The organism is Thermococcus sp. P6 (genome assembly GCF_002214525.1).
GTDB lineage: Archaea > Methanobacteriota_B > Thermococci > Thermococcales > Thermococcaceae > Thermococcus.
Map to the genome: position 1 here is coordinate 319,584 of NZ_CP015104.1, position 17,790 is coordinate 337,373.

A 17,790-nucleotide genomic window follows, 5' to 3' on the forward strand; every position below is an offset into this window, starting at 1 on the left:
CGCCATGCAGTCGATGAAAAAGATCATTGGGAGTATCGAGTTTGGAATCCTTTCACCCCAGGAAATCAGAAAGATGAGTGCGGCCGAGATAACCGTTCCGGACACGTACGACGATGACGGTTATCCCATTGAGGGCGGGCTGATGGACAAGAGGCTCGGCGTCATCGATCCGGGCCTTAGATGTGAGACCTGCGGTGCCAGAGCGGGAGAATGCCCCGGTCACTTCGGCCACATTGAACTCGCAAGACCCGTGATCCACGTTGGATTCGCCAAGACCATCCACAGGGTTCTTGAGAGCACCTGCCGCGAGTGCGGAAGAATAAAACTGACGGACGAGGAGATAGAAGAGTACACCCGGAAGCTCGAGGCCGCGGGCAGTAGAAAGAAGGCCCGGGACATGATAATCAAGGAGATCCACAAGAAGGCGAAGGAGAGGATGGTCTGCCCGCACTGCGGGGCCCCTCAGTTCAAGGTAAAGCTGGAGAAACCGACGATCTACTGGGAGCTCAGGAAGGATGAGGAGGGCAACGAGTACAGGCACAGGATGATGCCGAGCGAGGTCAGGGACAGGCTCGAGAAGGTACCCGATAAGGATCTCCCCCTGCTCGGCCTCCATCCGGACAAGGCCCGGCCCGAGTGGATGGTCCTAACGGTTTTGCCGGTTCCTCCCGTCACCATGAGGCCTTCAATCACCCTGGAGAGCGGCATCCGCGCAGAGGATGACCTCACCCACAAGCTCGTCGACATAATCCGCATAAACAACCGCGTCAAATCCAACATCGAGGCCGGAGCGCCCCAGCTCATCATCGAGGATCTCTGGGACCTCCTCCAGTACCACGTCACAACCTACATCGACAACGAGACCTCAGGAATTCCCCCTGCCAAGCACAAGAGCGGAAGGCCCCTGAAAACCCTCTCCCAGAGGCTTAAGGGTAAAGAAGGTCGCTTCAGGTCCAACCTCAGCGGTAAGCGTGTCAACTTCTCAGCACGTACGGTTATCAGCCCCGATCCAATGATAAGCATCAACGAGGTCGGCGTTCCCCTCGCCATCGCCATGGAGCTCACCGTTCCCGAAAAGGTGACGGAGTTCAACTTCGAAAGGCTGAAGAGGATGGTTCTCAACGGCCCCGAGAAGTACCCCGGAGCGAACTACGTCATAGATCCGGAGGGCAGGAGAATCCGCCTCATGGAGAACAACCTCGAGACCATAGCCGAAAAACTCGACCTCGGCTGGACGGTTGAGAGGCACCTCGTTGACGGCGACGTCGTTCTCTTCAACAGACAGCCCTCCCTTCACAGGATGTCCATCATGGCCCACCGCGTTAGGGTAATGCCCTACAGGACCTTCCGCCTTAACCTCTCCGTCTGTCCGCCTTACAACGCTGACTTCGACGGTGACGAGATGAACCTCCACGTTCCCCAGACCGAGGAGGCGCAGGCGGAAGCGAGGATACTCATGGAGGTCCAGAACCACATCATCTCACCGCGTTACGGGGGACCGCTCATAGCCGGAATTCAGGATCACATCTCCGGCGGCTACCTGCTCACCCGTGAGGGGGCCTACTTCACGCGCAGTGAAGTGGAGCAGATGCTAATGTTCGCGGGCGTTGACCTCGAGGGGCTTCCAGAGCCTGACAGGGTAGAAAACGGCGTCGAGCTCTGGAGCGGTAAGAGCATCTTCTCCCTCCTTCTCCCGGAGGACCTCACCATCTGGTACCGCAACAAGCTCTGCGACGATCCCGAGAAGTGCGAGGCCCTTGAAAGGCTCATTGAGGAAAAGCTCATTCCGGACGAGGAAGAGGTAAAGTCCCTGGCCTACGACGGCTTCACGTACATCCTCAACGGAAAGCTCCTGAGCGGTGCGATTGATAAGAAGGCCTACGGAAGGGAGGATGGAAAGATTCTCGATATCATAGCGAGGGAATACGGCGTTGAAAGGGCCAGAAGGTTCCTCGATCAGGTGACCAAGCTCGCCATATGGGTTATAACCCACAAGGGCTTCACAACTGCCATAGACGACGAGGATCTCCCGGAGGAGGCCCTCGATAGGATCAGGGAGATAATCCGCGAGGCCGAGGAAAGGGTTGAAGGTCTCATAGAGGCCTACAGAAGAGGCGAACTCGAGCCCCTGCCGGGTAAGACTCTGGAGGAGACTCTGGAGAGCCACATAATGGCCGTTCTAGCTGAGGCGCGTGACAACGCCGGTAAGGTCGCCGAGCGCTACCTCGGTATGGGCAATCACGCGGTCATAATGGCCAAGACGGGTGCGAGGGGTAAGATGCTCAACATCACCCAGATGGCGGCCATACTCGGCCAGCAGTCGATCCGCGGTAAGAGGCTCTACCGCGGTTACCGCGGAAGGGTCCTGTCCCACTTCAGGCCCGGCGACCTTGGTGCGAGGGCGAGGGGCTTCATCATCAACTCCTACAAGAGCGGCTTAACACCGCAGGAGTACTTCTTCCACGCTATGGGTGGCAGGGAAGGTCTCGTTGATACCGCAGTTAGAACGGCTCAGAGCGGTTACATGCAGCGCCGTCTCATAAACGCCCTTCAGGACCTCAAGGTGGACTACGACGGAACCGTCAGGACCCCGAGGGGTATAGTCGTCCAGTTCAGGTACGGTGAGGACGGGGTGGATCCCATGAGGAGCTGGGGAGGCAAGACCGTCAACGTCGATAGGGTCATTTTAAGAACCCTGCTCAAACTCAGGGGAAAGGGGTGAGGTAAGATGGTCGCGGCAAAAACCATTAAGAGCATGATCAACAGGACCGACCTCCCGGAGAACGTCAAGGAAGAGCTCTACGCCAGACTCGTCGAGTACAACAAGAAATACAGGCTTAAAAAGGCCGAGGTTCAGGCCATAATAGAGGAGACCGTAAAGGAGCACCGTAAGGCCCTCATAGAGCCGGGCGAGGCCATAGGAACCGTGGCGGCCCAGTCGATAGGCGAGCCCTCGACGCAGATGACCCTGAACACCTTCCACTACGCGGGTGTTGCCGAGATCAACGTAACCCTCGGTCTGCCGAGGATCATAGAAATCGTCGATGCGAGGAAGAACCCCTCAACACCCATAATGACCGTTTACCTCGACGAAAAGCACCGCTACGACAGGGAAAAGGCTCTGGAAGTTGCAAGGCGTATCGAAGGAACGAGCCTCGAGAACCTCGCGAGGGAGACCACACTGGACATCCTCAACTACGAGTTCGTGGTTGAGGTGGATCCGGAGAGGCTCGAAAAGGCCGGTCTGGACATGGAGAAAATCGAGAAAAAACTCAACGGCTCTTTCAAAAGCGCCGAATTTGAAGTTGACGGCTATACAATCATAATGCGCCCCAAAAAAGTCCAGAAACTCTCAGACCTGAGGAGGCTTGCCGAAAAGGTTAAAAAGCACCGTCTTAAGGGTCTCTCCGGTGTCGGAAAGACCATAATCCGCAAGGAAGGGGACGAGTACGTCATATACACCGAGGGTTCAAACTTCAAGCAGGTCCTCAAGGTTCCGGGGGTCGATCCCACCAGAACGAGAACCAACAACATCCACGAGATCGCCCAGGTGCTCGGCATCGAAGCCGCGAGAAACGCCATCGTCGAGGAGATAGTTAACACGATGCAGGAGCAGGGTCTTGAAGTGGACGTGAGGCACATCATGCTCGTCGCCGACATGATGACGCTCGACGGTGTTATAAGGGCCATAGGCAGGCACGGTATAGTAGGGGAGAAGGCCAGCGTGCTTGCCAGGGCCGCTTTCGAGATAACGACGAAACACCTGTTCGAGGCCGCCGAGAGGGGTGAGGTGGATTACCTCAACGGCGTAATCGAGAACGTCCTTATCGGACAGCCCGTGCCAGTGGGCACCGGGATGGTCAAACTGGCAATGGATCTCCCCCTGAGACCGAAAAGGGAGTAGGGAGGTGTGAGTGATGGTGGAGTTTGCGTTCGAGCTTAGGAAGGCACAGGATACCGGAAAGATAGTGATGGGTGCTAAGAAGAGCATCCAGTACGCCAAAACGGGCGAGGCGAAGCTGATCATAGTGGCGAGGAACGCCAGACCCGACGTGAAGGAGGGCATCAGGTACTACGCCCGGCTCAGTGATGTGCCCGTTTACGAGTTCGAGGGGACCAGCGTTGAGCTTGGAACCCTCCTCGGAAGGCCGCACACGGTTTCGGCCCTTTCGGTTATAGATCCCGGTGAGAGCAGAATACTGGCCCTTGGGGGTAAGGAGTAATGCCACTCAAGCTCAACACCGACCAGATAAAGCTCATAGCGCTCTTCGAGAGCATAACCGGCGCCACCGTTGTGGACTGCCTCATCGACGGGAGCAGAAACAGGCTTATATACGTGGTCAAGAAGGGCGAGATGGGGCTTGCCCTCGGGAAGAAGGGCGCCAACGTCAAGCGCGTTCAGGAGATGCTCGGCAAGAACGTGGAGGTCATTGAGCATTCCGAGAACCCCGAGGAGTTCCTGAGGAATATTTATAAGAGCTTTCGAGTTAAGGTTAAAAGGATCCACATCACTGAAAAGCGGGATGGTAAGAAGGTCGCCCTGCTGGACATCAGCCCCCGTGAAAAGCCGCGCGCCATCGGGAAGGGCGGCCAGAACATCAACCTCGTGAAGGAGTTGATGGAGAGACACCACGGTATTCACGATGTGGTCGTAATCTGAGGTGATGATCATGCCCGGAAAGAAGTCCCCGTATGGAGAGTTCGCAGGCAGAAAGCTCAAACTCAAAAGAAAGAAGTTCCGCTGGAGTGACATAAGGTACAAGAGAAGGGTTCTCCGCCTGAAGGAGAAGAGCGACCCGCTCGAGGGTGCTCCTCAGGCAAAGGGAATCGTGCTGGAGAAGATAGCCGTCGAGGCAAAGCAGCCCAATTCGGCCATGCGTAAAGCCGTCAGGGTTCAGCTCATCAAGAACGGTAAGGTCGTCACCGCCTTCACGCCCGGTGATGGAGCTATCAACCATATCGACGAGCACGACGAGGTTATCATCGAGGGAATAGGCGGTCCCAAGGGCGGTTCGATGGGTGACATTCCCGGAATCCGCTACAAGGTCGTCAAGGTCAACAGGGTCTCCCTCAAGGAGCTGGTAAAGGGCAGGAAGGAGAAACCGAGGAGGTGAAGCGGATGGCCAAACCACTCACCGAAAGGTTCTATCAGCCGAGGGAACTCAAGGTCATGGGAAGGTGGAGCACCGAAGACGTGACCGTCAACGATCCCTCCCTCAAGCCCTACATAAACCTCGATACCCGCATCCTTCCGCACACCCACGGAAGGCATGCCAAGAAGCCCTTTGGAAAGGCCAGCGTCCACATCGTTGAGCGCCTCATAAACAAGGTCATGAGAAGCGGTGCGAGCAGTCACAAGGTCGGTGGCCACTTCATGAGGCGTGAACACCGCTCCCTCATGAGCAAGAAGATGAAAGCTTATGAGGTCGTTAAGGAGGCCTTCATGATAATCGAGCGCAGAACCCGGCAGAACCCGATAGAGGTTCTCGTCAGGGCCATCGAGAACTCCGCCCCGAGGGAGGACACCACCACCATAGCCTTCGGTGGAATCCGCTACCACATGGCCGTCGACGTTGCGCCACTCAGGAGGCTGGACATAGCGCTGAGGAACATCGCCCTCGGTGCATCCGCAAAGTGCTACCGCAACAAGACCAGCTACGCCGAGGCACTGGCTGATGAGATTATAGCGGCAGCCAACAGGGATACGAGGAGCTTCGCCTACAGCAAGAAGGAAGAGATCGAGAGGATTGCACAGTCCTCACGCTGAGGACCTTTCCTTCCTTTTCTAAATCAGGCTCTTTCCCACCATGTTACCCGGCTTCTCCACTCCGAAGAACTTCAGTACCGTTGGAGCTATGTCATAGAGGGTTGCGTTCTCGGGTTTTACCCCCTCGAAACCCCACATGATAAGGGGGACCCTCATCACGGGCCTGTTCATAGACCCGTGCATTCCCTTAACCCAGTGGCTCGTTCCCTTTATTCCACCGCACTTCCGGTGGGAGCAGAACCAGTAGCCCGGCTTCGCCGCCACGAGAAGCTCGCCGCTGTTCGGGGTGTTGAGGTGCTCCAGATCCTCACGGAAGAAGACCGCCTTAACTCCCGGCGCCTTTCTGAGTATCCGGTAGGCATCCTCCGCCTCCCCCGGGTTTTTCAGGTAGACGTGGGCTCCTCCACCCGAGGATACCCTAAGGGTCTCTACGCCGTGTTTTCTGAGGTAAGCCCTCAGGTTCACCCACGTATGAACCCCTTCCTGCCCGTGGTCTGCGAAGATTATGAAGGAGTACTCCTCCCTCAACCGCTCCCAAAGTGTCATCAGGGCGGTGTCAACGGTCTCAACCGCCTTCAAAGAGCCATCACTTAGGGGCCCATAATCGTGGCTCATGCCGTCTATCGAGGCGAAGTGGATCAAAAGCAAATCGGGCCTGCACTCCTCGTAGAGGTACAGTGCAGAATTCAGGACCCAGAGGTCCTTTCTCCAATCTCTGCCGTGCCTTCTGTAGAGTTCATTGCCCGCGAAGAAGGGTGGAAAGATCCTGACGTCGGTTCCACTGAAGGGGGGCATCGTGTAACCGGAAACGCTGGCCGTTCTAACGCCCCTCGGGCGAAGTATATCCACCAGGGTCGGCGCCCTGATGATCCTGTGCGGATTGAAGGCCACCTCGTGGTCGTAGAAGTTGACCTTCCTGTCGTTCAGCCTGTCGTAATAGCCGTTCTCAACAACGCCGTGATCCCTGGGCATCACACCGGTCATCACACTCGTGTGAACCAGATCCGTCAGCGTGGGAAATATGGAATCAACCTCTGCAAAAATCCCGCTTTCGGCGAGCTCTTTAAGGAAGGGCATGTGTTTGAGGTTGTAAACCCCGTTCCCGTCGAGGCTTATTAGGGCGAGCTTTTTCATTTCGAAACCTCCCTATTTTTCATTAAAACGCTGAGCCACTCGTCGAGACTCCTCTGCCGCGCCAGACTGCCGAGGACGTAGCTTCTTCTGAGGTATTCATCGAGGGGGTGCTCAAGGTGTTCCCCTACGGCATCAAGGGCCTCCCTCAGGGTATCAAAGCGACCCTTCACCTTCTCCATCGCCTTCCTGACACCGGTTCTTATCTGCCACACTCCAACGGGGGCGTAGTACTCCGGGGTAACCTCCCTGAAGACCACGACCCTTGCCTGCTTCCTTCTCCTCCTCATGGCTTCGAGGACGCTCAAACGGGCCGCATAGTAAGCACCGGCGGTTTCTTTCACGTATTCCTTCCTCCCCCTGAAGTCCTCGTAGTCGTGTATAACGCCGGGCTCGGATGCCCCGAAGAGGGAACCCCTTAGCCACACCTCCAGGAGCTCGAAGGCGTAGCTCTCGGGCATAAGCAGAACGACGTAGCGGTTACCGAGGAAGCGGTGGAAGTAAACCTCGTAGTCGTTTATCAGGGGATAATGAACTACCTCCTTCCGCAGGTTCTTCCCTATGGTATCCTGAACTGCGGTGATGCTCCACCTCGTGGGGACCAGCTTCCTCCTGAGGCCGAGGAGCCCCGCAGAGAGGAGCCTTACGATGTAGTACTCGTCAAAGCCCCAGTTGTAGAGCCGCATTATGGCCTGCTCCGCTTTCAACTCATCGCTAACAACGTAATCCGTCCGTCGGGGGATCCTTGGGTTCTCCGTGAGTTCGAAGTCCATCAGTTCGGCCCGGGGCCCGAGGGGTGGGGCGAACTCACCCGGCAGAACCCTGAGGATCGGCTTCCTCTTAAGGAACACCTCGCTGTCAACGGGCCTTATCGACATCGCCAGCTCCTGAACCTCACTGAGTATCCGTCCGCTCCTTCTCAGGTCCACATCGGCTTTCATCTCGCCCATTACAAGCAGAGAGCGGTAGTAAAGGATGTCCTTTATGGTCTTGTTCTCCCACTTCAGGGGACTGTCAAGGTGGGACGTGTTCCCCTCTACGGGTGGTACTAACGGACCAATACGAACCTTAGGGTAGCCGTACTCTCCAACAAAGACGCCCGGAGGCGACGAGCCAAAAATTTCCCGGCGATTGATTTTTTCTTCAACGGTTCTGGCTACCCTAAAACGTTCAAGAATTGGACAGGTAGGCCGTCCACACAGCAGTTTTCTTCCCTTACAGATGGCACAGAGCTTTGAGTTGAAGGGCTCCATCACGGGTGAAATCGTCGGAGGGGTATTTATGTCTGTTGCCCGGAAGTTGTGGGGTGGAGCCGGGACCGGGATTTGAACCCGGGTGAAAGGGATCTGCAGTCCCTCGCCTCGCCTCTAGGCTATCCCGGCGTTTGAACCCCGAGAAGTTATGGCGCCGCGGAGGGGATTTGAACCCCTGTGGGCAACGCCCACCGGCTTAGCAGGCCGGCGCCCTACCAGGCTAGGCTACCGCGGCACTCCAGCGCTTCCGTTATATGGACAGGAGGAGGGTTTTTAAGTTTTTTGGGTGGGAAGGCGCTTGATTTATAAACCTTCCACCGAACTCCCCCCCGGTGGGGAGGATGATAAGGGTAAAGGTCCTTGGAAGGGGGATTGGAAGGGAGATCGAATGGCGTAAGGGCATTCTTATCAGGGACATCCTCCACGAGGTCGGTTTCAACACCGAAAGCGCGATAGCGAAGCTCAACGGGAGGGTGGCTCTGGAGGACGAGCGGGTTGAGGATGGCGACTACGTTGAGGTCATCCCCGTCGTCTCGGGAGGTTAAGAAAGGGGTTAGGAAAAAATCTAACCCGAGAGTTTCTTTTTCATAAAGGCTTCGAGGCTCTCCATGGCCTTCTCCAGCACTTCAACCGGGGGCAGGAACACCGCCCTGAAGTGCCACTCTCCACCCCTTCCGAAGCCCGAGCCGTGGACGAAGAGCACGTGGGCCTCGTTGAGAACGTCGAGGACGAAATCCCTGTCGTCCTTCCAGAGGGAGCGTTCCTCTATCCTCGGGAAGATGTAAAATGCTCCCCGGGGCTTCGTGGTGCTTATCCCCGGGATCTCGTTGAGGCGCCTGTAGATGTAGTCCCTCCTCTCCTTGAGCCTGGCCATGTATTCCCTCAGGTAGTCCATCGGGCCGGTGAGACCCGCTACGGCCGCGAACTGGGCGGGGGTGTTCGGGCACAGCCTTATTCTGGCCATTTTGTCTATTGCCTCCCTGACCTGCGCGAGCCTGTCCTCCCGATCAACGTAGTAGAAGTAGCCCAGACGCCAGCCCGTGGCGAAGTAAACCTTTGACATGCCGTTCATCACTATTACCGGAACGTCAGATGTGAGGGAGCCGGGAGAGACGTGCTTCCCCTCGTAGGTCATGAGGTCGTAGATCTCGTCGCTTATGACCGGGAGGTCGTGTTCGCCCGCAAGGTCGAGGATGGCCTTCAGGGTTTTCTTCTCGTAGAGGGCCCCCGTAGGGTTGTTCGGGTTTATGACCGCTATCGCTCTGGTCCTGTCGTCGATCAACTTCCTCATGTCGTCTACCTCCGGCTGCCAGCCTTCCTCTTCTACGGTGCGGTACTCGCGCGGTTCACCCGCGTAGAACTTCACGAGCCCGGTGTAGGGAGGGTAACTCGGACCCGGGACGAGTATGTTGTCTCCGGGGTTCAGGAGGGCACCGAATATCAGCTGGAGCGCCTCCGTTACAGCCGCCGTAATTCTGACGTCCTCCACCCCTATATCAACGCCGTTTTTCCTCTTCTCGCGCTCAACTACGGCTTTTCTCATCTCCGGAAGCCCCTCGCTCGGGCCGTAGTAATTGTGCCCTTCACGAATGGCCCTGCAGTAGGCCTCTTTCATATGCTCCGGGGGCTGGAAGTCGAACTTTCCGGGGTCTCCTATGTTCAGCCGGATTACGTTTATCCCCCTCTTCTCGAGTTCCCGGGCGGGGAGAACAACGTCTCTGATGGCGTACTCAATACCCATGGCCCTTTGGGATGCACGTATCACAGGGATCACCGTAGGGGGTTGGTTGGTTACCGTATAAACCTTTAGGTTTAAAAAGGAGCTCGAGGATGGATTACGGGCTATGACGATTAGCAAGCACACTGAGAGATGATGACGTGAACACCCTCCGAGCCCGCCCTTCTTCGTCCTCCGGTCTGGCCGCAAAACTTTTTAAAGCCTCGCCCCTATCGAGGGCGAAGGCAGGATCATGCCTCACGACTCGGGGGTATCTGATCCCTGTAGGAGCCCACCGGGTCCCCATGGAGGTGGGAGGATGAAGTATCCAAAGAAGATAAGGACGTACTGCCCTTACTGTAAGAAGCACACGATCCACACGGTGGAGAAGGCCAAGAAGAGGCCGAGGAGCGAGCTCAGTCAGGGCCAGAGAAGGTTCCGCAGGATCATGAAGGGTTACCGCGGTTTCCCGAGGCCTAACCCGGCCGGAAGGGAAAAGCCGGTCAAGAAGCTCGACCTCAGGTTCAGGTGCACCGTATGCGGCAAGAGCCACACGAGGGGAAGCGGTTTCCGCGTTAAAAAGTTCGAGCTGGTGGAGGTGTAAATATGGCCCTTCCAAAGAACCTCATCCCGATGCCGAGGAGCAGGTTCCTTCGCGTCAAGTGCATCGACTGCGGCAACGAGCAGATCGTCTTCAGCAACCCCTCGACCACCGTCAGGTGCCTCGTCTGCGGTGCAACCCTCGTCGAGCCGACGGGTGGGAAGGGCATTCTCAAGGCGAAGGTCCTCGAGGTTCTCGAGTGATCTGCTTTTTCTTCTCCCAAACTTTAAATACTCCCTTTCTTAACCCAACCCCGTAAGAAAGTTGAGGGGTGATTAAATGCCGAAGAAAGCCAAGGAGTATCCCGAAGAGGGGGAGTTCGTCATAGCTACCGTCAAGAGCATTCATCATTACGGTGCCTTCCTGAAGCTCGACGAGTACCCGGGAAAGGAGGGCTTCATGCACATAAGCGAGGTTGCCTCGACATGGGTCAAGAACATCAGGGATCACATCAAGGAAGGGCAGAAGATAGTGGCAAAGGTTATCCGCGTCGACCCGAGCAAGGGCCACGTTGATCTGAGCCTTAAAAGGGTGAACCAGCAGCAGAGAAAGGCCAAAATCCAGGAGTACAAGCGGGCCCAGAAAGCGGAGAACCTGCTCAGGATGGCGGCAGAAAAGGTCGGAAAGGACTTTGAGGAGGCATGGAGGGAGGTGTGGGTTCCTCTGGAAGAATCCTACGGAGAGGTTTACGCGGCCTTCGAGGACGCTGCCCAGAACGGAATGGAAGTCCTCGAGGGAATCATAAGCGAGGAATGGATCGAGGCCCTGAGGCCCATCATAGAGGCCTACGTGGAGATACCCACCGTCACCATAGACGCGGAGTTCGAGATAACCGTTCCAACCTCCAACGGCGTTGAGGTGATCAAGGAGGCCCTGATACGGGCGAGGGAGGGGGCCAACAGGGAGAAGGATGTGGAGGTCAAGTTCTCCTATCAGGGGGCACCGAGGTACAGGATCGACATCACGGCCCCGGATTACCACAGGGCCGAAGAGGTCCTTGAGAGCATAGCGGAGGAGATACTGAAATCCATAAAGGAAGCCGGCGGTGAAGCGACCCTCATAAGGAAGGAGAAACGCATCAGGAAGATTAAGAGGAGAGGGCAATGAGGTTCCGGATAAGGAAGTGTCCCGAGTGCGGCAGGTATACCCTGAAGGAAACCTGTCCGGTCTGCGGGGCCAGAACCAGAGTCGCCCACCCGCCGCGCTTCTCGCCGGAAGATCCCTACGGGGAGTACAGGAGGAGGCTGAAGCGCGAGCAGCTGGGCATACCACGGGGGGATTGATATGAAGGAGTCCTTTATACATGTTTACGAAAGGCCCGTGCTCAATGACCCGGTCTTCATAGAGGGTCTCCCCGGCATAGGGCTCGTCGGAAAGCTGGCCGCGGAGCATCTCATACAGGAGCTCGATGCGGTTAAGTTCGCCGATCTTTACTCGCCCCACTTCATGCATCAGGTCCTCATAAAGAAGAACTCCGTCGTGGAGCTCATGAAGAACGAGTTCTACTACTGGAGAAACCCGGATGAAGAGGGCAGGGACATCATAATCATCACGGGCGATCAGCAGGTTGCCCCAACCGACAGCCCCGGCCATTTCGAGGTGGTTGGCAAGATGCTCGACTTCGTCGTCGACTTCGGCGTCCGCGAGATAATCACGATGGGTGGCTATCAGGTGCCCGAACTCAAGGGGGAGCCGAGAGTTCTGGCGGCGGTAACCCACGAGGAGCTCGTTGATTATTACAGGGAAAAACTCGAGGGCTGCAACGTGGAGGTCATCTGGCGCGAGGACGAGGGCGGGGCGATAGTCGGTGCCGCGGGTCTTCTCCTCGGTATGGGCAAGCTACGTTCGATGTACGGGATAAGCCTCCTCGGGGAGAGTCTCGGGTACATCGTTGACGCAAAGGCCGCGAAGTCCGTCCTTCAGGCCGTTGCCAGAATCCTCGATCTCGAGATCGACATGACGGCCCTCGAAGAACGCGCAAAGGAGACGGAGGAGATACTCAGGAAGGTTCAGGAGATGCAGAGGGCCATGCTCGAGCGGCAACCACCTTCCGGCCCGGAGGAGGACAGGGGCTACCTCTGAACTTTTTCTTTTCTCTTCTTCCCCCGTTGCGGGGTTTTCTAATACGGGCGAAGAAACACGAGGTGTTTGGATTCTCTCCATTGCCGGCGGGAAAACAACGTGCTTTTATTTATCGCTCAGGCCATGGCTTTGAAAAGAAAAAGGGCTAAGGGCCCATCGCCTCTTCCAGAAGTTTCAATCCCAGTTCGAGGTACTCCCTTGCCTTCCCCTCCTCCTTGGCCTCGCTGAAGACCCTGATTATCGGTTCCGTCCCGCTCGCCCTGACGAGAACCCAGCCGTCGGGGAAGAGGATCTTGCTTCCGTCGGTGGTGTCAACGGTGTAGCCCCTTTCTCTGGCAAGTTCTGCCACCCTCTCGACGATCCCCTTCCGGTCGCCCTCGACTTCTCTCTTCGTCTTGAACTGGTAGTACCGCGGGAGCCCATCTATGAGCTCGCTGAACTTCTTTCCGGACTTTGCGAAGATCTCCACAACCTTGGCGGTCGTCATGGCGCCGTCCCTGCCGAGGACGAAATCCGGAAAGATGACACCGCCGTTCTCCTCCCCTCCAATGGTTCCGTTGTTCTCGAGGAGGGCCCTTGCCACGATGAGATCGCCGACCTTCGTCCTCATGATCCGTGCGTTGTTCCTCTTTGCCACGTCGTCGAGCAGGCTGGAGGTCGCCACGGTGGTCACGAGGAGCCCGCCCCTTTCCCTGAGGACCGCATCGGCAACGAGGGCGAAGGTTCTGTCTCCCTGCACGAACCGCCCGTTCTCGTCTATGAAAACCGCCCTGTCGGCATCTCCGTCCTGGGCAACGCCGAAGTCCGCCCCAAGGGCCTTCACTATCTCCATGAACTCCCTTAGGTTCTCCTCGTTGGGCTCCGGCTTTCTGGCGGGGAAGTGGCCGTCGGGATGGGCGTTGACGCTTACGACCTTACAGCCGAGCTCCCTGAGGAGGTAGGGAAGCGTCAGACTGCCGGCGCCGTTGGAAGTGTCGACCACCACGAAGGGCCTTCTCCTTTTGATGGCCTCAACGTCAACCCTCGATTTTATGGCCTCGATGTAGGCCGGGATTACGTTCTCCTTCCTGAGGTCACCTATCCCGTCCCATCCGGCCCTTTCAAAGTCCTCCCTGAAGAAGACCTCCTCAACAACGGCTTCCCTTTCCTTTTTAAGCCCCATGCCGTTGGGTTCGAGGAGTTTTATCCCGTTGTACTCGGGCGGGTTGTGGCTGGCCGTTATCACGGCACCCCCGTCGGCGTTGAAGCGATCCGTCGCAAACTGTATCGCTGGGGTTGGGGCTGTCCCTACGTCAACCACATCACAGCCCGTGCTCAAAAGCCCGCTTACGAAGGCATCCTTGAGCATCTCCCCGCTCACCCGGGTGTCCCTGCCCACGACGACGAGAGGCTTTTCTCGTCCCTCACGCCTGAGCATCGTTCCGAAGGCCATGCCCAGTTTGAGGGCGAACTCCGGGGTTATCTTCTCGTTTACTATTCCCCTGACTCCAAAGGTTCCGAAGAGTCTTCCCATTTCCATCACCTCACGTTAGAGCACCTGCAAAGTGGATTATGGCCATGACGAAGACGTAGAGGCCGTAGATAAAGGCTCCGGCCTGTAAAAGCGATAGCAGTGCCTTCAACGGCTTCCACTTTCCCGAGAGCAGGGGGACAGGCATGCCGGCGAGTAGGGCGGCAAAGAGGTAAACCACCGCGTTCTTTATGGCGCCATAGTCGAGGGGCAGGCTCACCCGCGGATAGCTCACCGCCACCTCCTGCCCCTGAACGGTGAACCTTATGTCCGCGTTCTGAAGGCCCGAGACGAGGATGTAGGCCATTATGAGAACGAAAAGCAGCGTGGGAAGGAGGTTCATCGAGAGGGAAGATATCAGGGAGCTAAAACGCTCCCATCCGTCCCTGCAGTCTTCGTCCTTTCTGGATTCCCCCTGAGCCACGTTACCGCCTCCCGAAATCGTCCTCGAAGCGGACTATGTCGTCCTCGCCGAGGTACTCTCCTATCTGGGTTTCGATGACCTCGAGCAGAACTTTGCCCGGGTTCTCCAGCCTGTGGACCGTTCCGGCCGGAATGAACGTGCTCTCCCCCGGCCGGAGGAGCAGTTCCCTCTCACCGATGGTGACCTTGGCCGTCCCCCTGACCACCACCCAGTGCTCGGAGCGGTGGTAGTGCATCTGTTTGGAGAGCTTCTTCCCGGGGAGGACCGTAAGGCGCTTTATCTTGTAGCGGTCGCCCTCCTCGAGAACCGTGTAGCTCCCCCACGGCCTGTAGGCCGTCCTGTGCACCATAACCCGTTCGTCCTTCATCTCCTTGAGGAGTTTGTAGACCTCTTTCACCCTCTGCCCCTCACCGCGCCGGGCCACGAGGAGGGCATCGTCGGTGTCTATGATTATGAGCCCCTCCACCCCCACGGTGGCCGTCAGGCGGCTGGTCATTATGAGGTTGTCTCTGGAGCTGATTCCGACGTGGTAACCCTTCCTTCCGCGGACCCTGACGGCGTTTCCGTTCCCGTCTTTTTCCATGACCTCGTATATCGCATCGAAGCTCCCGAGGTCGTTCCAGTAGACGTTGAGCGGGACGACGGCGGCTCTGTCGGTCTTCTCCATGACGCCGTAGTCGATGGAAACTTCCGGAACGACTTCGTAGGCTTCCTCTACGTTTTCGGCCTTTTCAAAGGCCTCATAAATCCCTGGAGCGTGCCTCTTTACCTCTTCGACGAAGAGGGTGGTGTCGAACATGAACATGCCGCTGTTCCACAGGTAGTTGTTCTCTACGTAGCGCTTGGCGGTCTCCAGATCGGGCTTTTCCCTGAACTCTTCCACCCTGTAGCCGCCCTCAAGTTTCTCCCCGGGCTTTATGTAGCCATAGCCGGTGTGGGGCCTCGTGGGTTTTACGCCGAAGGTCACGAGGTAATCCCTGCAGAGTCCCTCGGCCTTTTCAAAGGCCCTTGTGTAGTTCTCTCCGGTTTCCATCAGATGATCGCTTGGAAGAACGGCCACCGTTGAGTCTCCAAACTTCTCCTCAATCCTCTTCACGCCCCAGTAGATCGCCGGCAGGGTGTTCTTTCCCTCCGGCTCCAGAAGGACGTTATCGGCCGGGAGCTCTATTCCAAGCTCCCTGAGGTCGTCAGCAACCCTGAACCTGTAGTCCCTGTTCGTGACCACGAAGATCTCCTCGGGCTTTGAGAAGAGGAGGGCCCTCTGGACCGTCTTCTGGAAGAGGGACCGATCGTCGAACAGCTTTATGAACTGCTTCGGCATCAGCTCCCTGCTAAGGGGCCAGAGCCTCGTTCCCTTCCCCCCCGCAAGGATGAGCGTCTTCATAGTATCACCTCCAGAAGTTCGTCGACCGAGCTTATATTTTTAGTCCCCGGATGCCGCAGGTTTCCGATTAGGAAGGGGTGGTCCACCACATCGAGGAGTGGAAGGTCGTTCTCCCCGTCGCCCATGGCGTAGCTCTCCACCCTTCCAAGCCGGGAGTAGAGCCGGAGCAATACCGCCGCCGCACGGCCCTTGTCGGTATCCCCCGTTACCCCCACGAACCTGCTTCCCTTCGATACTCTGAAGCCCCGTCTGGAAAGCTCTTCAATGAACACCGGACTCTTCCATCTGAACACCGTTTCGCTGTAGTCCCGTTTCATTGCGAGCCTCGCAAGACTTTCCGGGAGTCCCGTGAAGTCCATCACCTCCTCCAGCGTGCAGTTGCCGTAGTATTTAAGTCCGTAAGCTCCGGCGATTTCATCGAGTGTCGCTTTTACCTTCCCGTAATCGACACCCAGTTCTATAAAGACGTATCCTCCGGCTTTTCTTCCGGGAACCTTAAAGGGGAAGTAGCTCTCCGGAATTACGATGGCGCTTCCGTTTTCGACTATAAAGGGTTCTTCAAGCCCCCAGGCTTTTCTGTAGTACTCCTGTTCCGCCAGTGTCTTCGAGGAGTTGAGGACGACCTCGAATCCAGCGTTCTTCAGGGTTTTGATTACACGCCCGGCCGGTTGGGGTGAGTAGTCATCGCCCAGCAGGGTTCCATCGAGGTCGAGGAAGATCACCCTCATGCTCACACCTCGAACCGCGTGAGCGTCTCCCCGTTCTCCTCGAGGGTCTTCATCCACTTTTTCACCTCTATCGTCTCAACGGGGGGCATTACCCGGGGTTTTGGGGGTTCTTCGTCCTCGCCTATGAGGGAATGAATGCGTAGCTCTTCCAGTATTCTCCTCCTGAGGTCCTCCGTGGCGAGTTTGGAGTGGTATATCGTTCCCAGAGAGCTCACGATCATACTCCTGACGTGCTCCCTTCCCTTGTCCTCGTGGAAGTGGGGGTTAAGGGTCTCTATCTGGAAGATCTCAATCCCGCTATCATAGACCTCCTCGTGAGAGTCTTTGCCCCAGCTTCCAAAGGTCTCAAGAAGGTACACCAGTTCAAAGGGCTCCACAGAGTAACCGGTTGAGAAGGGCATTATCTCGGCCAGTTTCAAACTCATCGCATGTTCCCCGGCGTTTCCCGTTGATATGATGTTCGTCTCGAAGTTCGTGGCCAGCCCGAACAGGGCGTTCATATACCTGTTGGTTATCTCACTCACGCGCCCCCACTTTTTGAAGTAGAGTCCTCTGGTGCTGACCTTTGGTTTGTGCCTCCAGCTCAGCCGTACCATCGAATATTCGCTCTCGCTCAGCAGGAAGCCGGCGGCGTAATCCTTCACGTACTCGTTAACCGAACCGGGGATGTAGTTGTCGGCATCGACGAAGCCCACGTACCTTGCCCCTATGGCCTTTGCAAGGAGCACACCTATGAGCATCCCCTCACCCTTGCCGTCCCTCACGAGTCCATTTTCGTCCAGAATTTCGGTGTAGCCGGCTTCCTGAAAGGCCTGAGCGAGTCCCCTGTCCTTCTGGTGGACCATTACTATCCGGGATCTGGTCAGGTTGTAGAAGTGCCTTACCAGATCCACCTCCTGCTTAAAGAGGTTTGGTCCCTCCCTTTTGCTGTTGGATACTATTATTATCGGGCACTGGTGGGGTATGGCCTTCAAAACACCGTCAACAAGTTGAAGCTTCTCGTTCCTCATCGGAACGACTATGGCGATATCCTCGAGGGTTCTGTAGATATCCTCCCTCGGAACGTTCAGGACGGTGAAACTTCCCACGTCCTTCGTCTGGGTGTCCAGCTTGATGACCTTCTGGACCTCATGGACCTCAACCGCCCCGAACAGTTCCTTATACACAGGAGCCTCCAAAAGCATAACACCACC

20 protein-coding genes and 2 tRNA genes are annotated in these 17,790 nt (G+C 56.8%); 12 read left to right on the top strand and 10 right to left on the bottom strand.

Annotated features, from left to right (window positions below; genetic code table 11):
- The first annotated feature begins 4 nt into the window (after positions 1-4).
- From A3L12_RS01715 to A3L12_RS01740, 6 genes are read left to right on the top strand one after another with little or no spacing between them, the layout of a single operon-like run.
- Complete coding sequence (locus tag A3L12_RS01715) at positions 5-2,722, top strand: DNA-directed RNA polymerase subunit A' (RefSeq protein WP_088882000.1); 2,718 nt, start codon at positions 5-7, stop codon at positions 2,720-2,722.
- Positions 2,723-2,728: 6 nt separating this feature from the next.
- Complete coding sequence (gene rpoA2 / locus A3L12_RS01720) at positions 2,729-3,904, top strand: DNA-directed RNA polymerase subunit A'' (protein WP_088882001.1); 1,176 nt, start codon at positions 2,729-2,731, stop codon at positions 3,902-3,904.
- Between the two features lie 16 nt (positions 3,905-3,920).
- On the top strand, positions 3,921-4,223 hold the full coding sequence (locus tag A3L12_RS01725) for a 50S ribosomal protein L30e (RefSeq protein ID WP_198300069.1): 303 nt from the start codon (positions 3,921-3,923) through the stop codon (positions 4,221-4,223).
- A complete protein-coding gene (locus A3L12_RS01730) occupies positions 4,223-4,660 on the top strand; it encodes a NusA-like transcription termination signal-binding factor (RefSeq protein ID WP_088882003.1) in 438 nt (145 codons plus the stop codon). Before A3L12_RS01725 ends, A3L12_RS01730 begins: the two co-directional genes overlap by 1 nt.
- 10 nt (positions 4,661-4,670) lie before the next feature.
- A complete protein-coding gene (locus A3L12_RS01735; protein ID WP_088882004.1) occupies positions 4,671-5,114 on the top strand; it encodes a 30S ribosomal protein S12 in 444 nt (147 codons plus the stop codon).
- Positions 5,115-5,119: 5 nt separating this feature from the next.
- The gene (locus tag A3L12_RS01740) at positions 5,120-5,767 is read left to right on the top strand and encodes a 30S ribosomal protein S7 (protein WP_088882005.1); all 648 of its coding nucleotides are present in this window, start codon (positions 5,120-5,122) and stop codon (positions 5,765-5,767) included.
- 18 nt (positions 5,768-5,785) lie between these two features.
- Here A3L12_RS01740 and A3L12_RS01745 read toward each other — a convergent pair whose 3' ends face one another.
- From A3L12_RS01745 to A3L12_RS01760, 4 genes are all read right to left on the bottom strand, one after another.
- Entirely contained in the window at positions 5,786-6,901 is a 1,116-nt protein-coding gene (locus A3L12_RS01745) for an alkaline phosphatase family protein (protein ID WP_088882006.1), read from the bottom strand.
- Positions 6,898-8,154, bottom strand: a complete 1,257-nt coding sequence (locus A3L12_RS01750; protein ID WP_088882007.1) for an Nre family DNA repair protein — start codon at positions 8,152-8,154, stop codon at positions 6,898-6,900. The genes A3L12_RS01745 and A3L12_RS01750 overlap by 4 nt, the downstream gene beginning before the upstream one ends.
- A 51-nt stretch (positions 8,155-8,205) precedes the next feature.
- A tRNA-Cys gene (locus A3L12_RS01755) sits at positions 8,206-8,280 on the bottom strand.
- Positions 8,281-8,300: 20 nt separating this feature from the next.
- Positions 8,301-8,386: transfer RNA gene (locus A3L12_RS01760), tRNA-Ser, on the bottom strand.
- A gap of 106 nt (positions 8,387-8,492) precedes the next feature.
- Between A3L12_RS01760 and A3L12_RS01765 the strand changes: the two genes are divergently transcribed.
- Entirely contained in the window at positions 8,493-8,696 is a 204-nt protein-coding gene (locus tag A3L12_RS01765) for a MoaD/ThiS family protein (RefSeq protein ID WP_088882008.1), read from the top strand.
- 20 nt (positions 8,697-8,716) lie between these two features.
- Here the strand turns inward: A3L12_RS01765 and A3L12_RS01770 are convergent, their stop codons facing one another.
- Positions 8,717-9,916: a pyridoxal phosphate-dependent aminotransferase gene (locus tag A3L12_RS01770; RefSeq protein ID WP_088882009.1), complete on the bottom strand. Its 1,200-nt coding sequence runs from the start codon at positions 9,914-9,916 to the stop codon at positions 8,717-8,719.
- Positions 9,917-10,187: 271 nt separating this feature from the next.
- Between A3L12_RS01770 and A3L12_RS01775 the strand changes: the two genes are divergently transcribed.
- The 5 genes from A3L12_RS01775 to A3L12_RS01795 all read left to right on the top strand — a co-directional run bounded on the left by A3L12_RS01775 (position 10,188) and on the right by A3L12_RS01795 (position 12,551).
- Positions 10,188-10,472, top strand: coding sequence for a 50S ribosomal protein L44e (locus A3L12_RS01775; RefSeq protein WP_088882010.1), 285 nt, complete (start codon positions 10,188-10,190; stop codon positions 10,470-10,472).
- A gap of 2 nt (positions 10,473-10,474) precedes the next feature.
- On the top strand, positions 10,475-10,672 hold the full coding sequence (locus A3L12_RS01780; protein WP_088882011.1) for a 30S ribosomal protein S27e: 198 nt from the start codon (positions 10,475-10,477) through the stop codon (positions 10,670-10,672).
- A gap of 76 nt (positions 10,673-10,748) precedes the next feature.
- The gene (locus A3L12_RS01785) at positions 10,749-11,576 is read left to right on the top strand and encodes a translation initiation factor IF-2 subunit alpha (protein ID WP_088882012.1); all 828 of its coding nucleotides are present in this window, start codon (positions 10,749-10,751) and stop codon (positions 11,574-11,576) included.
- Positions 11,573-11,752, top strand: coding sequence for an RNA-protein complex protein Nop10 (locus tag A3L12_RS01790; protein WP_088882013.1), 180 nt, complete (start codon positions 11,573-11,575; stop codon positions 11,750-11,752). Before A3L12_RS01785 ends, A3L12_RS01790 begins: the two co-directional genes overlap by 4 nt.
- 1 nt (position 11,753) lies before the next feature.
- Positions 11,754-12,551: a proteasome assembly chaperone family protein gene (locus A3L12_RS01795; RefSeq protein ID WP_088882014.1), complete on the top strand. Its 798-nt coding sequence runs from the start codon at positions 11,754-11,756 to the stop codon at positions 12,549-12,551.
- 145 nt (positions 12,552-12,696) lie between these two features.
- On the opposite strand, the gene glmM is transcribed toward A3L12_RS01795, so the two are convergent.
- From glmM to mpgS, 5 genes are all read right to left on the bottom strand, one after another.
- Positions 12,697-14,064 (bottom strand): phosphoglucosamine mutase, encoded by a 1,368-nt coding sequence (gene glmM, locus A3L12_RS01800; protein WP_088882015.1) that lies wholly within the window; start codon positions 14,062-14,064, stop codon positions 12,697-12,699.
- Positions 14,065-14,074: 10 nt separating this feature from the next.
- Positions 14,075-14,404 (bottom strand): hypothetical protein, encoded by a 330-nt coding sequence (locus tag A3L12_RS01805; protein ID WP_232462911.1) that lies wholly within the window; start codon positions 14,402-14,404, stop codon positions 14,075-14,077.
- A gap of 82 nt (positions 14,405-14,486) precedes the next feature.
- A complete protein-coding gene (locus A3L12_RS01810; RefSeq protein WP_088882017.1) occupies positions 14,487-15,869 on the bottom strand; it encodes a mannose-1-phosphate guanylyltransferase/mannose-6-phosphate isomerase in 1,383 nt (460 codons plus the stop codon).
- A complete protein-coding gene (gene mpgP / locus A3L12_RS01815) occupies positions 15,866-16,597 on the bottom strand; it encodes a mannosyl-3-phosphoglycerate phosphatase (RefSeq protein WP_088882018.1) in 732 nt (243 codons plus the stop codon). The genes A3L12_RS01810 and mpgP overlap by 4 nt, the downstream gene beginning before the upstream one ends.
- 2 nt (positions 16,598-16,599) lie before the next feature.
- Complete coding sequence (mpgS, locus tag A3L12_RS01820) at positions 16,600-17,781, bottom strand: mannosyl-3-phosphoglycerate synthase (protein WP_088882019.1); 1,182 nt, start codon at positions 17,779-17,781, stop codon at positions 16,600-16,602.
- Positions 17,782-17,790: the final 9 nt, after the last annotated feature.